General features: G+C 37.4%; 31 protein-coding genes. All 31 read right to left on the bottom strand.

The features are described 5' to 3' along the window. Positions 1-143: 143 nt before the first annotated feature. Entirely contained in the window at positions 144-503 is a 360-nt protein-coding gene (gene rplQ / locus SPJ17_RS00445; protein ID WP_321091651.1) for a 50S ribosomal protein L17, read from the bottom strand. 18 nt (positions 504-521) lie between these two features. Beyond that, complete coding sequence (locus SPJ17_RS00440; RefSeq protein WP_321091649.1) at positions 522-1,481, bottom strand: DNA-directed RNA polymerase subunit alpha; 960 nt, start codon at positions 1,479-1,481, stop codon at positions 522-524. A gap of 74 nt (positions 1,482-1,555) precedes the next feature. Further along, positions 1,556-1,942 (bottom strand): 30S ribosomal protein S11, encoded by a 387-nt coding sequence (rpsK, locus tag SPJ17_RS00435; RefSeq protein ID WP_119015661.1) that lies wholly within the window; start codon positions 1,940-1,942, stop codon positions 1,556-1,558. A 17-nt stretch (positions 1,943-1,959) separates the two neighbouring features. Beyond that, positions 1,960-2,325 carry a 30S ribosomal protein S13 gene (gene rpsM, locus SPJ17_RS00430; RefSeq protein ID WP_321091645.1) on the bottom strand — a complete coding sequence of 122 codons (366 nt, stop codon included), beginning with the start codon at positions 2,323-2,325 and terminating at the stop codon, positions 1,960-1,962. Positions 2,326-2,351: 26 nt separating this feature from the next. Then, positions 2,352-2,465 (bottom strand): 50S ribosomal protein L36, encoded by a 114-nt coding sequence (gene rpmJ / locus SPJ17_RS00425; RefSeq protein WP_119015659.1) that lies wholly within the window; start codon positions 2,463-2,465, stop codon positions 2,352-2,354. A 17-nt stretch (positions 2,466-2,482) separates the two neighbouring features. Continuing rightward, the gene (gene infA, locus SPJ17_RS00420) at positions 2,483-2,704 is read right to left on the bottom strand and encodes a translation initiation factor IF-1 (RefSeq protein WP_119015658.1); all 222 of its coding nucleotides are present in this window, start codon (positions 2,702-2,704) and stop codon (positions 2,483-2,485) included. Positions 2,705-2,817: 113 nt separating this feature from the next. After that, complete coding sequence (locus SPJ17_RS00415; protein ID WP_321091641.1) at positions 2,818-3,462, bottom strand: adenylate kinase; 645 nt, start codon at positions 3,460-3,462, stop codon at positions 2,818-2,820. Positions 3,463-3,477: 15 nt separating this feature from the next. After that, on the bottom strand, positions 3,478-4,791 hold the full coding sequence (gene secY, locus SPJ17_RS00410) for a preprotein translocase subunit SecY (protein ID WP_321091639.1): 1,314 nt from the start codon (positions 4,789-4,791) through the stop codon (positions 3,478-3,480). Position 4,792: 1 nt separating this feature from the next. Next, a complete protein-coding gene (gene rplO, locus SPJ17_RS00405) occupies positions 4,793-5,233 on the bottom strand; it encodes a 50S ribosomal protein L15 (RefSeq protein WP_321091637.1) in 441 nt (146 codons plus the stop codon). Positions 5,234-5,250: 17 nt separating this feature from the next. Further along, the gene (gene rpmD, locus SPJ17_RS00400; protein WP_119015654.1) at positions 5,251-5,424 is read right to left on the bottom strand and encodes a 50S ribosomal protein L30; all 174 of its coding nucleotides are present in this window, start codon (positions 5,422-5,424) and stop codon (positions 5,251-5,253) included. Between the two features lie 4 nt (positions 5,425-5,428). After that, on the bottom strand, positions 5,429-5,950 hold the full coding sequence (gene rpsE, locus SPJ17_RS00395) for a 30S ribosomal protein S5 (protein WP_321091633.1): 522 nt from the start codon (positions 5,948-5,950) through the stop codon (positions 5,429-5,431). A gap of 15 nt (positions 5,951-5,965) precedes the next feature. Then, complete coding sequence (gene rplR / locus SPJ17_RS00390) at positions 5,966-6,328, bottom strand: 50S ribosomal protein L18 (protein WP_321091631.1); 363 nt, start codon at positions 6,326-6,328, stop codon at positions 5,966-5,968. Positions 6,329-6,348: 20 nt separating this feature from the next. Further along, on the bottom strand, positions 6,349-6,891 hold the full coding sequence (gene rplF, locus SPJ17_RS00385; protein ID WP_321091629.1) for a 50S ribosomal protein L6: 543 nt from the start codon (positions 6,889-6,891) through the stop codon (positions 6,349-6,351). Positions 6,892-6,932: 41 nt separating this feature from the next. Further along, on the bottom strand, positions 6,933-7,328 hold the full coding sequence (gene rpsH, locus SPJ17_RS00380; RefSeq protein WP_321091687.1) for a 30S ribosomal protein S8: 396 nt from the start codon (positions 7,326-7,328) through the stop codon (positions 6,933-6,935). 28 nt (positions 7,329-7,356) lie between these two features. Next, complete coding sequence (locus tag SPJ17_RS00375) at positions 7,357-7,542, bottom strand: type Z 30S ribosomal protein S14 (protein ID WP_119015649.1); 186 nt, start codon at positions 7,540-7,542, stop codon at positions 7,357-7,359. Positions 7,543-7,561: 19 nt separating this feature from the next. Further along, positions 7,562-8,101, bottom strand: a complete 540-nt coding sequence (gene rplE, locus SPJ17_RS00370; protein WP_321091626.1) for a 50S ribosomal protein L5 — start codon at positions 8,099-8,101, stop codon at positions 7,562-7,564. Between the two features lie 24 nt (positions 8,102-8,125). Next, the gene (rplX, locus tag SPJ17_RS00365; protein ID WP_321091624.1) at positions 8,126-8,488 is read right to left on the bottom strand and encodes a 50S ribosomal protein L24; all 363 of its coding nucleotides are present in this window, start codon (positions 8,486-8,488) and stop codon (positions 8,126-8,128) included. A gap of 17 nt (positions 8,489-8,505) precedes the next feature. Continuing rightward, positions 8,506-8,874, bottom strand: coding sequence for a 50S ribosomal protein L14 (rplN, locus tag SPJ17_RS00360; RefSeq protein WP_321091622.1), 369 nt, complete (start codon positions 8,872-8,874; stop codon positions 8,506-8,508). 22 nt (positions 8,875-8,896) lie between these two features. After that, positions 8,897-9,157: a 30S ribosomal protein S17 gene (gene rpsQ / locus SPJ17_RS00355; RefSeq protein ID WP_119015645.1), complete on the bottom strand. Its 261-nt coding sequence runs from the start codon at positions 9,155-9,157 to the stop codon at positions 8,897-8,899. A 14-nt stretch (positions 9,158-9,171) separates the two neighbouring features. Next, positions 9,172-9,372 (bottom strand): 50S ribosomal protein L29, encoded by a 201-nt coding sequence (rpmC, locus tag SPJ17_RS00350; RefSeq protein ID WP_321091618.1) that lies wholly within the window; start codon positions 9,370-9,372, stop codon positions 9,172-9,174. 2 nt (positions 9,373-9,374) lie between these two features. Then, complete coding sequence (gene rplP / locus SPJ17_RS00345) at positions 9,375-9,788, bottom strand: 50S ribosomal protein L16 (protein WP_321091615.1); 414 nt, start codon at positions 9,786-9,788, stop codon at positions 9,375-9,377. A gap of 2 nt (positions 9,789-9,790) precedes the next feature. Further along, a complete protein-coding gene (gene rpsC / locus SPJ17_RS00340) occupies positions 9,791-10,525 on the bottom strand; it encodes a 30S ribosomal protein S3 (protein WP_321091611.1) in 735 nt (244 codons plus the stop codon). Positions 10,526-10,539: 14 nt separating this feature from the next. Further along, on the bottom strand, positions 10,540-10,881 hold the full coding sequence (gene rplV, locus SPJ17_RS00335; RefSeq protein ID WP_321091609.1) for a 50S ribosomal protein L22: 342 nt from the start codon (positions 10,879-10,881) through the stop codon (positions 10,540-10,542). Between the two features lie 20 nt (positions 10,882-10,901). Beyond that, positions 10,902-11,177: a 30S ribosomal protein S19 gene (gene rpsS, locus SPJ17_RS00330; protein WP_321091607.1), complete on the bottom strand. Its 276-nt coding sequence runs from the start codon at positions 11,175-11,177 to the stop codon at positions 10,902-10,904. An 11-nt stretch (positions 11,178-11,188) separates the two neighbouring features. Further along, positions 11,189-12,022, bottom strand: a complete 834-nt coding sequence (rplB, locus tag SPJ17_RS00325) for a 50S ribosomal protein L2 (protein ID WP_321091605.1) — start codon at positions 12,020-12,022, stop codon at positions 11,189-11,191. Between the two features lie 18 nt (positions 12,023-12,040). Continuing rightward, positions 12,041-12,328, bottom strand: a complete 288-nt coding sequence (gene rplW, locus SPJ17_RS00320; RefSeq protein ID WP_321091603.1) for a 50S ribosomal protein L23 — start codon at positions 12,326-12,328, stop codon at positions 12,041-12,043. A 1-nt stretch (position 12,329) separates the two neighbouring features. After that, positions 12,330-12,959: a 50S ribosomal protein L4 gene (gene rplD, locus SPJ17_RS00315; protein ID WP_321091601.1), complete on the bottom strand. Its 630-nt coding sequence runs from the start codon at positions 12,957-12,959 to the stop codon at positions 12,330-12,332. 18 nt (positions 12,960-12,977) lie between these two features. Then, on the bottom strand, positions 12,978-13,622 hold the full coding sequence (gene rplC, locus SPJ17_RS00310) for a 50S ribosomal protein L3 (RefSeq protein WP_321091599.1): 645 nt from the start codon (positions 13,620-13,622) through the stop codon (positions 12,978-12,980). Between the two features lie 33 nt (positions 13,623-13,655). After that, the gene (rpsJ, locus tag SPJ17_RS00305; protein WP_321091597.1) at positions 13,656-13,964 is read right to left on the bottom strand and encodes a 30S ribosomal protein S10; all 309 of its coding nucleotides are present in this window, start codon (positions 13,962-13,964) and stop codon (positions 13,656-13,658) included. Between the two features lie 586 nt (positions 13,965-14,550). Beyond that, entirely contained in the window at positions 14,551-15,468 is a 918-nt protein-coding gene (locus SPJ17_RS00300) for a transposase (protein ID WP_321091595.1), read from the bottom strand. Next, positions 15,465-15,813: hypothetical protein (locus SPJ17_RS00295; RefSeq protein ID WP_321091593.1), on the bottom strand; the 349-nt coding region annotated here is incomplete at its 5' end. The genes SPJ17_RS00300 and SPJ17_RS00295, both read right to left, overlap by 4 nt.

Below are 15,813 nucleotides of genomic sequence, written 5' to 3'. Positions count from 1 at the left end.
TTAACAAATTATCTTTGTGATAAAAACTAGAAATAATGTGTTTCCCTCGGGGTTTGTATCATTTTTGTTTGTCGATGGTAAACCAATTCGCTTGTAAAATAGAAAAAAAGGCAGAACCCTCTGCCTTTAATCATTTTTTTGGATTATTCAACCCACTCGATAATTGCTAATGGTGCTGCATCTCCACGACGGAAACCAGTCTTGATTACACGAGTGTAACCACCATTACGGTTTGCGAACTTAGGAGCGATTTCGCTGAATAACTTTTGAATAGCGAACTTGCCTTCAGCATCCTTCTCAAAACGAATGAATTCAGCTGCCTGACGACGAGAAGCTAATGTATTAGTCTTACCTAATGTTACCATCTTGTCTGCAAGTCTCTTAAGCTCTTTTGCCTTTGCTACTGTAGTTTCGATCTTTCCGTTAAGGATTAAATCAGTAACTAAATCACGAAGTAATGCCTTTCTCTGATCGGAGCTACGGCGTAATCTACTATATGCCATGATATTTTTCTCCTTTAATTAGTTTTTCTTAAAGCCAAGACCTAATGTCTCAAGCTTTTCCTTGATTTCCTTTAAGGACTTTCTACCAAGGTTACGAACCTTGATCATATCCTCTTCGGACTTTTCTGTTAATTCACCAACAGTATTGATACCTGCTCTCTTTAAGCAGTTGTAAGAACGGACGGTTAAATCCAATTCATCGATTGTCATATCTAGCTTGCGGCCCTGATTATCATCTTCTGTTTCGATCATATAATCAGTTTCATTAGCCTTTTCAGAAAGCTCAACTACAACATTTAAGTGTTCAATCATCATCTTAGAAGCTACAGCTAATGCTTCTTTAGCAGTGATTGAGCCATTTGTTGTAACCTCAATCTCTAACTTGTCGAAGGATGCAACATTTACACCTTCAACACGAGTCTTCTCAACATTGAATGCTACATTAACAATAGGAGTATAAATAGAGTCAATAGCGATAACGCCAACAGATCTACTATATTCTTTGTTAGCAACGGAACTTACAAAACCAACACCACGACGTACGGTTAAGAACATATGAAGTGCGCCACCAGCCATAACTGTAGCGATATGCTGATCTGGGTTAATAACCTTAATATCATTATCATGAATGATATCAGCAGCATTTACTTCTCCTTCACCACGGTTGATTTCGATTGTCTTTTCATAATTAGGATCATCAGAATCCACAGTTAATACGATTCTCTTTAAATTTAAGATAATTGTAATAACATCTTCAACAACACCATCAACATTTTGGAACTCATGCTCAGCACCATCAATCTTAACATTAACGATTGCAGCACCTGGTAAAGAAGATAATAATGTTCTACGTAATGCGTTACCTAATGTGATACCAAATCCTCTTTCAAGTGGAGAGATGACAAACTTGCCATAGCGGCCCTGTTCAGAGATTTCTTCAACATTAGTTCTTGGTTTTTCAAATTTTAAATCTTTCATTAATGGTCCTCCTATATTTATCGTTTGTTTGAAATATATTCAATTGTTAATATACTGCTATCAATACCAAAATATTATCCACGAGGACGCTTTGGTGGACGACAACCGTTATGAGCGATTGGTGTAACGTCTGTAATTGCTGTAATTTCAAGACCAGCAACTGCTAAAGAACGAATTGCGCTTTCGCGGCCCTGTCCTGGACCCTTAACAGTAACTTCAACCTTAGCAACACCCTGGTCTACTGCAGCTTTTGCTGCAGCCTCAGCTGCCTGCTGTGCGGCAAAAGGAGTTGACTTACGACTACCCTTGAATCCTAATGCACCTGCACTTGACCAAGAAATTACATTTCCCTGAGGGTCAGTGATGGTAACAATTGTATTGTTAAATGTAGAATGAATGTGAGCAACACCAACAGGTACGTTCTTTTTTACTCTACGCTTAGTAACTTTCTTCTGTGCCATATCTCATTTCCTCCTTATTACTTCTTATGGTTTGCAATAGTACGCTTTGGACCCTTACGAGTACGAGCGTTTGTCTTAGTTCTCTGGCCACGAACAGGTAATCCCTTTCTGTGACGCATACCTCTATAGCAACCAATTTCCATTAATCTCTTGATGTTAAGAGCTACTTCTCTACGAAGGTCACCCTCAACCTTATACTTTGCAACCTGTGAACGGATTGCACTTAACTGATCTTCAGTTAAATCCTTTGTACGAATGTCCTCAGATACATTCGCAGCCTTTAAAATATTTTTAGCTGTAGTCTCACCAACACCATAGATGTACTGTAAAGAGATTACAATTCTTTTTTCGTTTGGAATATCTACTCCTGAAATACGTGCCATTTTAATGCACCCTCCTACTTTCTATTTTATCCTTGTCTTTGTTTATGTTTAGGGTTTTCACAAATAACCATTACGCGACCCTTACGCTTAATAACTTTGCACTGAGAGCAAATTGGCTTTACACTTGGTCTTACTTTCATAGTCTTTTTCCTCCATACTATTTATGTCTGTAAGTAATTCTTCCACGTGTTAAATCATAGGTTGATAACTCAATGGTTACCTTATCACCTGGTAAAATGCGTATGTTGTTCATGCGGATTTTACCAGAAACGTGGGCTTTAACTTGGTGGCCATTGTCTAGTGTAACAATGAACTGTGTGTTAGGAAGGACTTCCTGTACAACGCCTTCCATCTTAATAACGTCATCTTCTTTTGCCATGTATTATGATCCTCCTTTTATTTTAGGTCTAAAGCTTAGCAAAATCTCCATGATATCCCTTTAAAAGAGATACCATGAACTTCCGCTATAACTCAAAGCTTTAGGGAAAATTATTATTTTCCTAAAACCTCTTTAATATCATCGAAGACCTTGTCTAATGGCTGGTCACCATTTACTGTCTTTAATAAATTCTTTTTTGCATAGAAATCTAATAATGGTGCAGTGTTCTCGTCATATACTGCTAAACGATTTACTGCTGTTTCTTCTGTATCGTCTGGACGCTGAATTAGCTTTGCACCACAGTTATCGCAGATTCCTTCAACCTTTGGTGCATTGAATTCAACATGAAATGTTGCACCACAAGTCTTACAAACTCTACGACCAACCATACGTCTAACCAAGATTTCAGCTGGAACGTTAACATCTAAAACTGCATCTAGCTTAACACCATTCTTAGCCAAGAATGCATCTAATGCTTCAGCCTGAGCGATTGTTCTTGGGAAACCATCTAATAGGAATCCGTTCTTGCAATCGTCCTCTAGAAGTCTTTCTTCTACAATACCAATTGTAACCTCATCTGGTACTAAAAGCCCCTTCTCCATGTACTTCTTAGCCTCAAGACCAAGCTTAGTCTCGTTCTTCATAGCTGCACGGAACATATCACCTGTAGAGATATGTGGAATCTTATAATACTCCTTGATGTTTACTGCCTGAGTGCCTTTACCAGCACCTGGGCGACCCATAATTAATAATTTCATTATGTTTCCTCCTGATTAATCTAAGAAGCCCTTGTATTCCTTTGTTTCGGATGCAGTCTCAATCTGACGGAATGTTTCAACAGCAACACCGACAATGATGATTAAAGATGTACCACCAACTGTAATACTTGAAGCTTCGCTACTAGAAAATTGGAATGCCTTTGATACAATAATTGGTATCATAGCTAAAATTACTAGATATAAAGCACCGATTTCTGTAATTCTGAACAGCATCTTAGATAGCTGATGCTTTGTCTCCTCACCTGGACGGTAACCAGGGATGTAGGCACCTTGCTTTTCAAGGTTGTCTGCAATCTTTTCAGGATCAAGCTGCATAAAGCTATAGAAGAAACTGAAGAATACAATAAAGATAATATATATTGCAATACCGATTGGCTCAGAGGTAGAGAAAATCTGATTGAACCAATAAGCTGTTGTAGATGTCTCAGTAGATAATCCAAGTACACCAATAATTGTCATTGGAATAGACATAATTGTTGATGCAAAGATTACTGGGATAACTGATGCACTATTAATCTTAATAGGAATATCAGAGCCCTGCTGACCGGCCTGACGGTTTGCATATTGAACAGGAACCTTTCTTACTGCTCCTTCGAAGTATACAACGGCTAAAATCATAGCAATATATAATACAACGATTAAAACATATAAGAATACATTTAATCCAGAGAATGCATCACCTAAATATTTTGTATTTAATGTAGTAAACATTCTTGGAATAGATGAAATGATACCTGCAGCAATGATAATGGATGAACCATTACCAATACCATGACGAGTAATTAAATCAGCTAACCACATAGTAAATGCGGAACCTGCTGTAATAACAACTGCCATGTAAATATAGAATACCCAATAAGCATTCTGATATTGAATTAAGGAATTACCTAATACATTTTCAGGCTTAGAACCTAAGCTGAAGATAATTAGTAATGCTTGAACCATAGAAATAACAATTGTAATATATCTTGTTACTCGATTAAGCTTTTCCTTACCGTTTTCTCCCTGCTCACCCCAGTCCTTAAATGTTGGAATAACCATTTGTAGCATTTGGACTACGATGGATGCAGTAATATATGGCGAAATACCTAATGCCAAGATAGAGAAATGCGATAAACCTCCACCGGAAAAGGCATTCAATACTGTTAAGAAATCATTTCCCGAAATTAAATTCGTAATGGTTGACGTATCAATCAAAGGGATTGGAATATATGTTCCAGCCTTAAATACCAACAGTAAAGCAAATGTGATTAATATCTTAAGTACAACCTCACGGTTGCTTAAGATAAGTTTTGCTTTGTTAAACAAATTACTTTACCTCTTCAGCAGAACCGCCAGCAGCCTCGATAGCCTTCTTTGCAGATTCTGAGAACTTGTTTGCCTTTACTGTTAATTTCTTTGTTAATTCGCCATTACCTAATACCTTAACACCATCTTTTACTTCCTTGATTAGGCTTGCATTAACTAATGCTTCTGCATCAACTACTGCGCCGTCTTCAAATACGTTAAGCTTCTCAACATTTACGATAGCAAATTCTACCTTGTTATGATTGTGGAAGCCTCTCTTAGGTAAACGCTGGAATAATGGTAACTGTCCACCTTCGAAACCAGGACGAACACCACCGCCAGAACGTGCGTTCTGACCCTTAGTACCTTTACCTGAAGTATGACCGATACCAGAACCGATACCGCGTCCTAATCTCTTCTTAGAATGTCTAGCACCCTGAACTGGACTTAAATTATTTAACATTTCTAGGTACCTCCTTATTATTCCTGTACAACCTTTACCATATGTGCAATGGTAACGATCATACCCTTAATAGCTTCATTTTCCTCTTTAGTTACTGTCTGACCAATCTTAGTTAAACCTAAAGCTTTAGCAGTAGCAACCTGATTTGGCTTCTTGCCAATTAAACTCTTTACTAGTGTAATCTTATACATGATATTAACCTAAGATCTTTTCAACTGTTAAACCACGTCTTGCAGCGATCTGTTCAACAGTCTCTAAGCTCTTTAACCCTTCTACTGTAGCTCTTACAACATTAATAGGTGTTGAAGAACCAAGTGATTTTGAAAGAATATCTGAAATACCAGCTAATTCTACAACTGCACGAACTGGACCACCAGCGATAACACCGGTACCTTCAGCAGCAGGTGCTAAGAATACACGGCCAGCGCCGTATACACCAGTTACTTCGTGAGGAATAGTTGTCTTTACTGTAGCAACAGTAATCAAATTCTTCTTTGCAGATTCAACTGCCTTCTTAATTGCATCAGGAACTTCGTTAGCCTTACCTGTACCGAATCCTACTCTTCCTTTTCTGTCACCGATAACTACAAGTGCAGCAAAACGATAACGTCTACCACCCTTAACAACCTTAGTTACACGGTTGATAGTTACAACACGCTCTTCGAACTCTGGTTCAGCAACAACTTCTTCCTTACGCTGATCACGATCTGTACGCATAAAGTCTATACCTCCTTAGAATTTTAAGCCTGCAGCTCTTGCTGCATCAGCTAATGCTTGAACTCTACCATGATATAAGTAACCACCACGGTCGAATACCACAGCTTCAATCTTAGCTGCTAATGCACGCTTTGCAACTAATTCACCAACTGCCTTAGCTGCCTCTACATTAGAGCCGTTATTTAAAGAAATTTCCTTATCTAGTGAAGAAGCACTAACTAATGTCTTACCAGATAAATCATCAATAACTTGAGCATAAATCTGCTTATTAGATCTAAATACAACTAGTCTAGGCTTTTCAGCAGTGCCCTTTAGTGTCTGTCTAAGACGTAAATGTCTTTTCTGACGTGTAACGTTCTTTGATACTTTACTAATCATATGTTATGTACTCCTTTCAACTACTTCTTAGCAGTCTTACCTTCCTTACGACGGATATGCTCGTAATCATACTTAATACCCTTGCCATTGTAAGGTTCAGGCTTTCTGATCTCACGAATCTCAGCCGCAAACTGACCAACTAACTGCTTATCAATACCAGAGATTACAATCTGTGTATTCTTTGGTAATTCTACTTTTAATCCTGCAGGGATTTCCATATCAACTGTATGGGAATAACCAGCAGATACTACAAGCTTACCGCCCTGAAGTGCAGCACGGTAACCTACACCGTTGATTTCAAGAGTCTTCTTGAAGCCTTCGGATACACCGACAACCATGTTGTTTAATAATGCACGAGTTGTACCATGGAATGTCTTTATTTCTTTTGTGTCATTAGGACGCTTAACAACAACCTCTGTTGCCTGAACGTCAATTTCTAGTGCGCTATTGAACTTATTTACAAGCTCTCCCTTAGGGCCCTTTACGGTAACTAGATTACCCTCAGCAACGCTGACTGTAACGCCTGCAGGAAGTGGAATAGCCTTATTTCCTATTCTAGACATTTTATTTTTCTCCTTAAAATTTTTATTAATTGGTAATTATCTTACCAAACGTAAGCTAATACTTCTCCACCGATCTTTAGCTTACGAGCCTGTTTATCAGACATAATACCCTGAGATGTAGAGATGATTGCTACACCTAAGCCATTTAATACCTTTGGTAAATCCTCTGCTGTAGAGTATACATGTAAGGATGGCTTAGAGATTCTCTTTAAACCCTTGATAACTCTTGTGTTATTCTCAGTGTATTTTAATGTAATTGTTGTATTACTCTTAACATCGCTTGAAACTTTGTAATCTGCAATGAATCCTTCTGCCTTAAGTACATCTAAAATTGCACTTTTAGTCTTGGAACTTGGAACTACAACTGTTTCATGACGCATAGCATTTGCGTTCTTAATACGAGTTAACATATCTGCAATTGGATCTGTCATCATTATTGATATTCCTCCTTATTAAACTTTCAGATTACCAGGAAGCCTTTTTAACGCCTGGAATCTGACCCTTGTATGCTAATTCACGGAAACAAATACGGCATAACTTGAACTTACTGATTACAGCATGTGGACGACCACAACGCTCACATCTAGTATATTCACGAGCACTATATTTTGGTTTTCTATGATTCTTAACAATCATTGATGTCTTTGCCATAGTTTATTATCCTTCCTTATTACTTTCTAAAAGGCATACCCATTAAAGATAATAGAGCACGGCCTTCTTCATCTGTTGCAGCTGTAGTAACGATAACGATATCCATACCACGAACCTTCTTAACCTTATCGAAATTAATTTCAGGGAAGATTAACTGTTCCTTAACACCTAAAGTATAATTTCCACGACCATCAAATGCATTTGGATTAATACCACGGAAGTCACGTACACGTGGAAGAGAAATGGATACAAGCTTATCAAAGAACTCATACATTCTTTCTCCTCTTAATGTAACCTTGCAGCCGATAGGCATACCCTCACGAAGCTTGAAGTTAGCAATAGACTTCTTAGCCTTTGTGATAACTGGCTTCTGACCTGCAATTAATGTTAATTCTTCAACAGCATCATCTAATACCTTAGAATTTGCTACTGCATCACCTACACCCATGTTGATAACGATTTTTTCAAGTCTAGGGATCTGCATTGAAGACTTATAAGCAAACTTGTTTGCTAATTCTGTTCTAACGGAATTATTATATTTTTCCAATAAACGATTCATAATCTTTTCTCCTTACCCTATATTTTACTTATCGAACTCATACTGAGTGCTATCCTTAGCAACTCTAATCTTCTTAGACTTGCCAGTTTTTGGATCTTCAACAACCTTAATACCAACTCTTACTGCCTTGTTGGTCTTAGGGTTTAATAACATTACGTTAGAAGCATCGATTGGAGCTTCCTCCTCAACGATTCCACCATCAGGATTTGCCTGAGTTGGCTTCTTGTGCTTCTTAACCTTGTTTACGCCCTCTACAACAACCTTGTTTGTAGATGGGTAAACCTTTAATACCTTACCTGTTGTAGGGGTAGGATTACCTTTTTTGTCTTTTGTAAACTTATCTTTACCAGCAATGACAACTACTGTATCTCCAGCTTTAATCTGCATACTAAGTTTACCTCCTCTTAAAGTACTTCTGGTGCCAAGGATACGATCTTCATGAAATCCTTATCACGTAGCTCACGAGCTACTGGACCAAAAATACGAGTACCTCTTGGGGTCTTGTCTTCACGGATGATTACTGCAGCGTTCTCATCAAACTTGATATAAGAACCATCAGCTCTATGTAAGCCAGCCTTTGTACGAACAATAACTGCCTTTACAACGTCACCCTTCTTAACCTGTCCATTAGGAGCCGCTTCCTTTACAGAGCATACAACGATGTCACCAACGTTTGCATATCTGTGTAATGCGCCACCTAATACCTTAATAATTAATAATTCACGAGCACCGCTATTATCAGCGACTGCTAATCTTGTTTCCTGCTGAACCATGATATTACCTCCTGATCCTTCATTAAATAGTTTCCTTAGCCTTAACTACTTCAACTAAGATATACTTCTTAGTCTTAGATAGAGGTCTAGTCTCCATGAATTTAACAACATCGCCAGTCTTAGCTACATTGTTTTCATCATGTACATGGAACTTAGAAGATTTTTTTACTCTCTTCTTATAGATAGGATGAACACCAAATGTGTCAACGGAAACAACGATTGTCTTTTCCATCTTATCAGAAACTACTGTTCCTGTGAAAAACTTACGAACATTACGCTCCATTTGTTGCTTCCTCCTTACTCAGCCTTGCTAGCAGACTTTTCTGTTAAAATAGTCTTTAATCTAGCAATGTCTCTTTTGATTTCGTTCATACGAGCAGGCTTTTCAATGTTACCAAGAGCAGCCTGGAACTTTAAGTTGAATAATTCTTCCTTTAAGTCAGCGATCTTCTTATTGATCTGATCTTCAGTTAAATTACGAATATCTTTTGCCTTCATGACTACTCACCTACTCTTTTTACAATCTTAGTAGAACAAGGTAACTTATGAGAAGCTAAGCGAAGTGCCTCACGAGCAATATCCTCTGAAACACCAGCTACTTCAAATAAGATAACATCCTTCTTTGCTACTGCTACCCAAACTTCAGGAGCACCCTTACCAGAACCCATACGTACTGCTAGAGGCTTCTTAGTCTTACTTACATGTGGGAATACTTTAATCCATACCTGTCCCTGACGGTTCATCTTACGAGTGATTGCTACTCTGGCAGCCTCAATCTGCTGAGAAGTTAACCAGCAGCCTTCAGTTGCTACTAAGCCGAATTCACCGAATGCGAACTCAGTACCACCCTTAGCATGACCATGATAGTAAACTCTATGTGGACGACGGAACTTTACTCTCTTAGGCATTAACATAATTATTTACCTCCCTTAGAGCCTTCAGCAGTTTCTTTCTTTGCTGGTCTTGGCTTACGAACAGGACGCTTATCAGCAACCTCTCTTGAAGGGATTTCGAATAATTCACCCTTGTAAATCCAAACCTTAATACCTAACTTACCATAAGTTGTATGTGCTTCAGATACTGCATAATCAACATCAGCTCTTAAAGTTGCAAGAGGAACCTGTCCCTCTCTATAGCCTTCAGATCTTGCCATTTCAGCTCCACCTAAACGGCCGGAAATTAAAGTCTTTGCACCCTTAGCGCCACGCTTCATAGCTCTTTGGATTGCAACCTTCTGAACTCTACGGAAAGAAGCACGAGCCTCTAACTGTTCAGCAATACTCTTTGCAACTAATGTTGCATCTAATTCAGGAACCTTAACCTCAACGATGTTGAAGATGATTTCCTTCTTAGTCTTATACGCTAATTCTTTTACTACAGCGTTCTTAGTCTCAGCGTCCTTACCGATTACCTGACCTGGCTTAGCAGTGTATAATGTAATCTTAACGCGATCCTTGTTGTTATTGCCCTTTACACGCTCGATAATAACACGTGAAACGCTAGCCTTAGCATATTTCTGCTCTAAATACTTGCGGATTGCTAAATCCTCATGTAATAAATCAGCTACCTTTGTCTTTTCTGCATACCATGCAGCATCCCAATCACGGTTGATACCAACACGTAATCCTAGTGGACTTACTTTCTGACCCATGTGTTATATACCTCCTAATTAGATTCTTTCTCTGCAACAACAACAGTAACGTTGCAGGTTCTCTTCTGAATAACATCACCACGGCCCTTAGCACGAGGTAACATTCTCTTCATTCTAATACCATCTGTAACATAGCATTCCTTAACAAATAAATTGTTAACATCCATGTTATAGTTATGCTCTGCGTTTGCAACTGCAGAGTTTAATACCTTTAAAACTACTTCTGTAGCCATCTTGTTTGTAAGCTTCAAAATAGCCTTTGCTTCAGCTACATCCTTATTACGGATTAAATCAATTACAAGACGAGCCTTACGAGGAGTAATTCTAACAGTATTTGCAATAGCTTTTGCTTCCATTATAATTTTTCTCCTTTATACTATTTCTTAGCTTTTTTATCGTCTGCATCATGTCCATGATAAGTTCTAGTTGGAGCGAATTCGCCTAACTTATGACCTACCATATCCTCAGTAACATATACCGGAACATGTTCACGACCGTTATATACTGCAATAGTTAAACCAACAAATGCTGGGAAAATTGTAGATCTACGAGACCAAGTCTGAATAACCTTCTTATCTCCAGCCTGAGCAGCTTCAACCTTTTTCATTAAGTGGCCATCACAGAATGGGCCTTTTTTAATTGAACGAGCCATATTGTTCCTCCTTATTTACCATTTCTTCTACGAACGATAAGCTTATCAGAAGCTTTCTTGTGCTTACGAGTCTTTAAACCTAATGCTGGCTTACCCCAAGGTGTCATTGGAGAAGGACGACCTACTGGACACTTACCTTCACCACCTCCATGAGGGTGATCATTAGGGTTCATAACAGAACCACGAACCTCTGGTCTTAAGCCCATATGACGAGCTCTACCAGCCTTACCAATTCTTACTAACTCATGAGATTCATTACCAACTTCACCGATTGTAGCCTTACAAGTAGCTAAAACCTTACGAACTTCGCCTGAACCTAAACGAACTAATACATAGCCTTCCTCACGACCAAGAATTTGAGCAGATACACCAGCAGAACGAGCTAACTGGCCACCCTTTCCTGGATGTAATTCAATGTTATGAATTAAGCTACCAACTGGGATATTTACGATTGGAAGTGCGTTACCAACCTTAATATCAGCATCCTTACCAGATACTAAAACTGTACCAACAGTTAATCCCTTAGGAGCTAAGATATATCTCTTTTCACCATCTGCATAGAATAATAATGCGATATTTGCAGAACGGTTTGGATCGTATTCAATAGACTTTACTGTTGCTGGAATACCATCCTTATTTCTCTTGAAGTCAATGATACGGTATTGTCTTTTTACACCGCCACCCTGATGACGAACTGTGATCTTACCAGTGTTGTTACGACCACCATTCTTCTTTGCAGGTGCTAATAATGACTTTTCAGGAGTGTCAGTTGTAATTTCATCAAATGTTAACACTGACATGTTACGTCTACCATTAGACGTTGGCTTATATTTTCTAACTGCCATAGTTAATAATTCCTCCTATTAAATCTCGAAAGCGTCGATCTTATCGCCCTCTGCAAGCTTGCAGATAGCCTTCTTGTATGCTGGCTTAAAGCCTTCATGCTGACCAACTCTTGTATGCTTAGGTAATACGTTTACTGTAGCAACAGATAAAACCTTTACCTTGAAAATCTCTTCTACAGCATTCTTGATTTCAATCTTATTAGCAGACTTAAGAACCTTGAATGTGTACTTGTTATAGTTTTCCTTAAGAGCCATTGACTTTTCTGTAATGATTGGGCCCTGGATAATATCAAATGCCTTTGTCATATTACTTCAATACCTCCTCGAAATACTTAACTGCTGCCTCTGTTAATACTAAGTTCTTATAGCATAATAACTCATAAACAGATGCATTGTTTGCAGGTGTTAAGAAAACACCAGCAACGTTACGAGAAGCTAAAACCTGAGTCTCGTTGAACTCCTCTGGAGCAACTACAACTACTGTCTTACCCTCAGCCTTGATGTTCGCTAATAACTTAACGAAGTTCTTAGTCTTAGCATCAGCTAATGTAACGTTCTCAACAGCGATTAACTGATTTTCGTTAACCTTGTATGTTAATACATTCTTTAAACCTAATTGCTTTACCTTCTTGTTTAACTTGAAAGCATAGCTTCTTGGTGTAGGACCAAATACTGTTCCACCACCAACCCACTGTGGTGCACGAGTGGATCCCTGACGAGCACGGCCTGTACCCTTCTGTCTCCAAGGCTTCTTACCACCGCCGCGAACTTCGCTACGGCCCTTAGTGTCATGAGTACCCTGTCTCATAGCAGCTCTCTGAGCGTTAACAACATCATAAACAACCTGCTTATTGATTTCAACGCCGAATACTGCTTCGCTTAATTCTAAATCCTTAACTTTTTCACCGGACTGATTTAATACTGCGATTGTTGGCATAATAAATCTCCTTCCCTATTACTTCACAGCCTTAACAGCTGTCTTGATTACTACGAATCCCTTCTTAGGACCTGGTACATTACCGCGGATTAAGATTAATTCTCTATCTGCGTCAACCTTAGCAATTGTTAAGTTCTGTAATGTAACAGTCTCGGAACCCATATGTCCTGGTAACTTCTTACCTTTTAAGTTACCCTTAATAGCACCTAAAGAACCTACTTCGCGGTGACAAGCAGATACACCGTGAGTCATTCTTAGTCTAGCATGGTTATATCTCTTGATTGTACCAGCAAATCCCTTACCCTTGGATGTACCAGTTACATCAACAACATCACCTGCTGCAAAAATATCAACTTTAATTTCTTGGCCTACGTTGTAAGATAACAAATCATTTCCCTGAGCTTCGGAGAAACGGAATTCTCTGATGAAGCGCTTAGGAGCAGTGTTAGCCTTAGCTACGTGACCCTGTTCAGGCTTGTTAGAAAGATTTACTTTCTTGTTGCATACACCAACCTGGACAGCAACATAACCATCGTTCTCAACTGTCTTCTGCTGTAATACTACATTTTCAGAACAGTCAACAATGGTAACTGGAACTAAATTTCCAGCTGCATCGAAAATTTGAGTCATGCCCAATTTTCTACCTAAGATTCCCTTAGCCATTTGAAATTTTCCTCTTTTCTAATATTTTTTTAATTACTTCTTTAATACGATATCTACACCAGAAGGTAGTTCAATGTGCATTAAAGCATCAATTGTCTGTGGAGTTGGATCCACAATTTCGATTAATCTCTTATGAGTTCTTCTTTCGAACTGCTCACGAGAATCCTTGTTAACGTGAACGGATCTTAAGATTGTGAAGACTTCCTTCTCTGTTGGAAGAGGGATAGGACCGTTTACTGCGGAACCTGTCTTCTTAACACTGTCAACAATCTTCTTTGCTGACTGGTCTAATAATCTGTGATCATAAGACTTTAAACGAATTTTGATTTTTTCTTTTGCCATTTTTTTAAGTCTCCTTTCGCCTATAATCTGCGTATAGACTTGCTCCATGGGAAAACCTAACACACGGTTAATGACAACGCTCTTCGGTGTGTCAGCAACCTCCCACTTCACAGCCACTTCTTGCTCGATATAGAGCCTTCTCTATTATACAGGAAAAGTTTTGTCAATGCAAGTTCTTTTTTATTTTTTTCTTTATTATATATAAATATATAATAGGGGTTAATATATTAAAAATAATCTACCCAAATAACAAACAGATCTTAAGGTATGCTATAGGTTCTGTATTTTAATCTTTTTTTATGAAAACTGCACTTTCATAGGAATTGGGCAAAAATTTATTTCCTATCGCGGGCGCGTATGCACGCATGCATATGCGTGTGCATATATTTTAAAAGGAAGGCACGTGCCTTCCCTACTTTAATTCTTTCTTTTCATATTTAGTCCCTAACATGGTGTAAATAGATAAACGGATTTTGCAGATGTTCTTATCAAGGACATAAGTTAATTGATTTTGAACAAAAGTGAATAAAAATTCACTCTATGAGTAAACTCATATTTTAACGAATTTATATATAAATATATATTTCTACATATTTACATATACTCTATATGGTATTGTTAGACCTCTACTCATCAAATACTTTATTACAGTATCATTTGAGTTACGTTTATATTTATTAATCATATTTAAGGCGGCATTTATATCAGCGTTGATTATTGTGCCGTCTTTTCTTTTATATAATCCTCTTTGAATTCTTTTTCCACTCCTAATTTTATCCTTTCCTATTTCATCATTATCATAAAAGGATGATACAGATGTATAGGATTCACTAATCTCTATTATATTTATTCCATATTCTATTCCTTTTAAAATAAGTTTATTTTTAAATTTAGATATGGGGAATAAAATAAATTTCTGATTGGTCTTAGCCCTTTTCTTTCCTTTAAGGCTTTCATTCTTGATTCCACCAGTCTTTATTCCTTTATTCCAACCTACGATAATTTGACTTATATTATTTTCTTTCGCTTTATTTAATAATTCCCTTACGGCTTTATTTAAATAATCATCAATATAATTCTCATTTTTTCTTCTTAATGATTCTATTCCTTTAGAAGTATAAATTCCATTGGGTAAATCCGATTGCAATTTAGCTAATCTTTTCGATGTTAATTGTATCTTAGATAATAATACCTTACCATCTATAATAAAGGATTCATTATTATACATCACACAGGATGCTAGATTCGTAACTCCTAAGTCAATTCCCATTATCTTATCATCCATAGGCTTTACTTCATACGCATCATCTTTATATGAGAATTCTATTATATAGTATTCCCCTCTTTTATCGGGCACTATTCTTACTTGATGTATTTCCTTATTCTCTATTAATTTAGGAATCTTAAAGAATATGTTAATAGATTTTTTCTTAGAATATTCTTCAATACTATTATTTATTAGCTTATCTTGATAAGTATTAATAAATACTTTATTCGTTCTCATATCATTGGATAAAGGTACTTTATATAGTTATGGCCATTATAAACAATAGGCCTTACCTGATCTGTATATAATGGATAGAATCCATTTTTGGGAAGATATTTAGGCAATGAACTATGCTTCTTAATAAAATTCATCATATTATTATGTGCACATCGAATCGTACAAATCGATTGATATGTATTTAGTATATGAAAGTTCTCATTGTTTTTTAAAGCCTTATTCGTATCAAAATATGAAGGAATAGTATTATGTTTAAAATAATATTGTCTAAGATAGTATAATGAAGCATTATATAAATTTTTGGATATTCTACATAAAAGCTTTAGCATAGCTATTTCATTAGTG

This window comes from Anaeroplasma sp. (assembly GCF_034179385.1).
In the GTDB taxonomy this organism is placed as follows: Bacteria; Bacillota_I; Bacilli_A; order Acholeplasmatales; family Anaeroplasmataceae; genus Anaeroplasma.
The sequence above is the reverse complement of the archived record's forward strand: the minus strand, read 5'-3'. Positions and strand labels throughout refer to the sequence as shown.

Bases quoted from the DNA above. Each gene is read 5' to 3' on its own strand.
- rplQ (WP_321091651.1), bottom strand. From the start codon at position 503: ATGGCATATAGTAGATTACGCCGTAGCTCCGATCAGAGAAAGGCATTA.
- SPJ17_RS00440 (WP_321091649.1), bottom strand. From the start codon at position 1,481: ATGAAAGATTTAAAATTTGAAAAACCAAGAACTAATGTTGAAGAAATC.
- rpsK (WP_119015661.1), bottom strand. From the start codon at position 1,942: ATGGCACAGAAGAAAGTTACTAAGCGTAGAGTAAAAAAGAACGTACCT.
- rpsM (WP_321091645.1), bottom strand. From the start codon at position 2,325: ATGGCACGTATTTCAGGAGTAGATATTCCAAACGAAAAAAGAATTGTA.
- rpmJ (WP_119015659.1), bottom strand. From the start codon at position 2,465: ATGAAAGTAAGACCAAGTGTAAAGCCAATTTGCTCTCAGTGCAAAGTT.
- infA (WP_119015658.1), bottom strand. From the start codon at position 2,704: ATGGCAAAAGAAGATGACGTTATTAAGATGGAAGGCGTTGTACAGGAA.
- SPJ17_RS00415 (WP_321091641.1), bottom strand. From the start codon at position 3,462: ATGAAATTATTAATTATGGGTCGCCCAGGTGCTGGTAAAGGCACTCAG.
- rplO (WP_321091637.1), bottom strand. From the start codon at position 5,233: ATGTTAAATAATTTAAGTCCAGTTCAGGGTGCTAGACATTCTAAGAAG.
- rpmD (WP_119015654.1), bottom strand. From the start codon at position 5,424: ATGTATAAGATTACACTAGTAAAGAGTTTAATTGGCAAGAAGCCAAAT.
- rpsE (WP_321091633.1), bottom strand. From the start codon at position 5,950: ATGCGTACAGATCGTGATCAGCGTAAGGAAGAAGTTGTTGCTGAACCA.
- rplR (WP_321091631.1), bottom strand. From the start codon at position 6,328: ATGATTAGTAAAGTATCAAAGAACGTTACACGTCAGAAAAGACATTTA.
- rplF (WP_321091629.1), bottom strand. From the start codon at position 6,891: ATGTCTAGAATAGGAAATAAGGCTATTCCACTTCCTGCAGGCGTTACA.
- SPJ17_RS00375 (WP_119015649.1), bottom strand. From the start codon at position 7,542: ATGGCAAAGACATCAATGATTGTTAAGAATCATAGAAAACCAAAATAT.
- rplE (WP_321091626.1), bottom strand. From the start codon at position 8,101: ATGAATCGTTTATTGGAAAAATATAATAATTCCGTTAGAACAGAATTA.
- rplX (WP_321091624.1), bottom strand. From the start codon at position 8,488: ATGCAGATTAAAGCTGGAGATACAGTAGTTGTCATTGCTGGTAAAGAT.
- rplN (WP_321091622.1), bottom strand. From the start codon at position 8,874: ATGGTTCAGCAGGAAACAAGATTAGCAGTCGCTGATAATAGCGGTGCT.
- rpsQ (WP_119015645.1), bottom strand. From the start codon at position 9,157: ATGGAGCGTAATGTTCGTAAGTTTTTCACAGGAACAGTAGTTTCTGAT.
- rpmC (WP_321091618.1), bottom strand. From the start codon at position 9,372: ATGAAGGCAAAAGATATTCGTAATTTAACTGAAGATCAGATCAATAAG.
- rplP (WP_321091615.1), bottom strand. From the start codon at position 9,788: ATGTTAATGCCTAAGAGAGTAAAGTTCCGTCGTCCACATAGAGTTTAC.
- rpsC (WP_321091611.1), bottom strand. From the start codon at position 10,525: ATGGGTCAGAAAGTAAGTCCACTAGGATTACGTGTTGGTATCAACCGT.
- rplV (WP_321091609.1), bottom strand. From the start codon at position 10,881: ATGGAAGCAAAAGCTATTGCAAATACTGTTAGAATTACTCCTCGTAAG.
- rpsS (WP_321091607.1), bottom strand. From the start codon at position 11,177: ATGGCTCGTTCAATTAAAAAAGGCCCATTCTGTGATGGCCACTTAATG.
- rplB (WP_321091605.1), bottom strand. From the start codon at position 12,022: ATGGCAGTTAGAAAATATAAGCCAACGTCTAATGGTAGACGTAACATG.
- rplW (WP_321091603.1), bottom strand. From the start codon at position 12,328: ATGACAAAGGCATTTGATATTATCCAGGGCCCAATCATTACAGAAAAG.
- rplD (WP_321091601.1), bottom strand. From the start codon at position 12,959: ATGCCAACAATCGCAGTATTAAATCAGTCCGGTGAAAAAGTTAAGGAT.
- rplC (WP_321091599.1), bottom strand. From the start codon at position 13,622: ATGGCTAAGGGAATCTTAGGTAGAAAATTGGGCATGACTCAAATTTTC.
- rpsJ (WP_321091597.1), bottom strand. From the start codon at position 13,964: ATGGCAAAAGAAAAAATCAAAATTCGTTTAAAGTCTTATGATCACAGA.
- SPJ17_RS00300 (WP_321091595.1), bottom strand. From the start codon at position 15,468: ATGAGAACGAATAAAGTATTTATTAATACTTATCAAGATAAGCTAATA.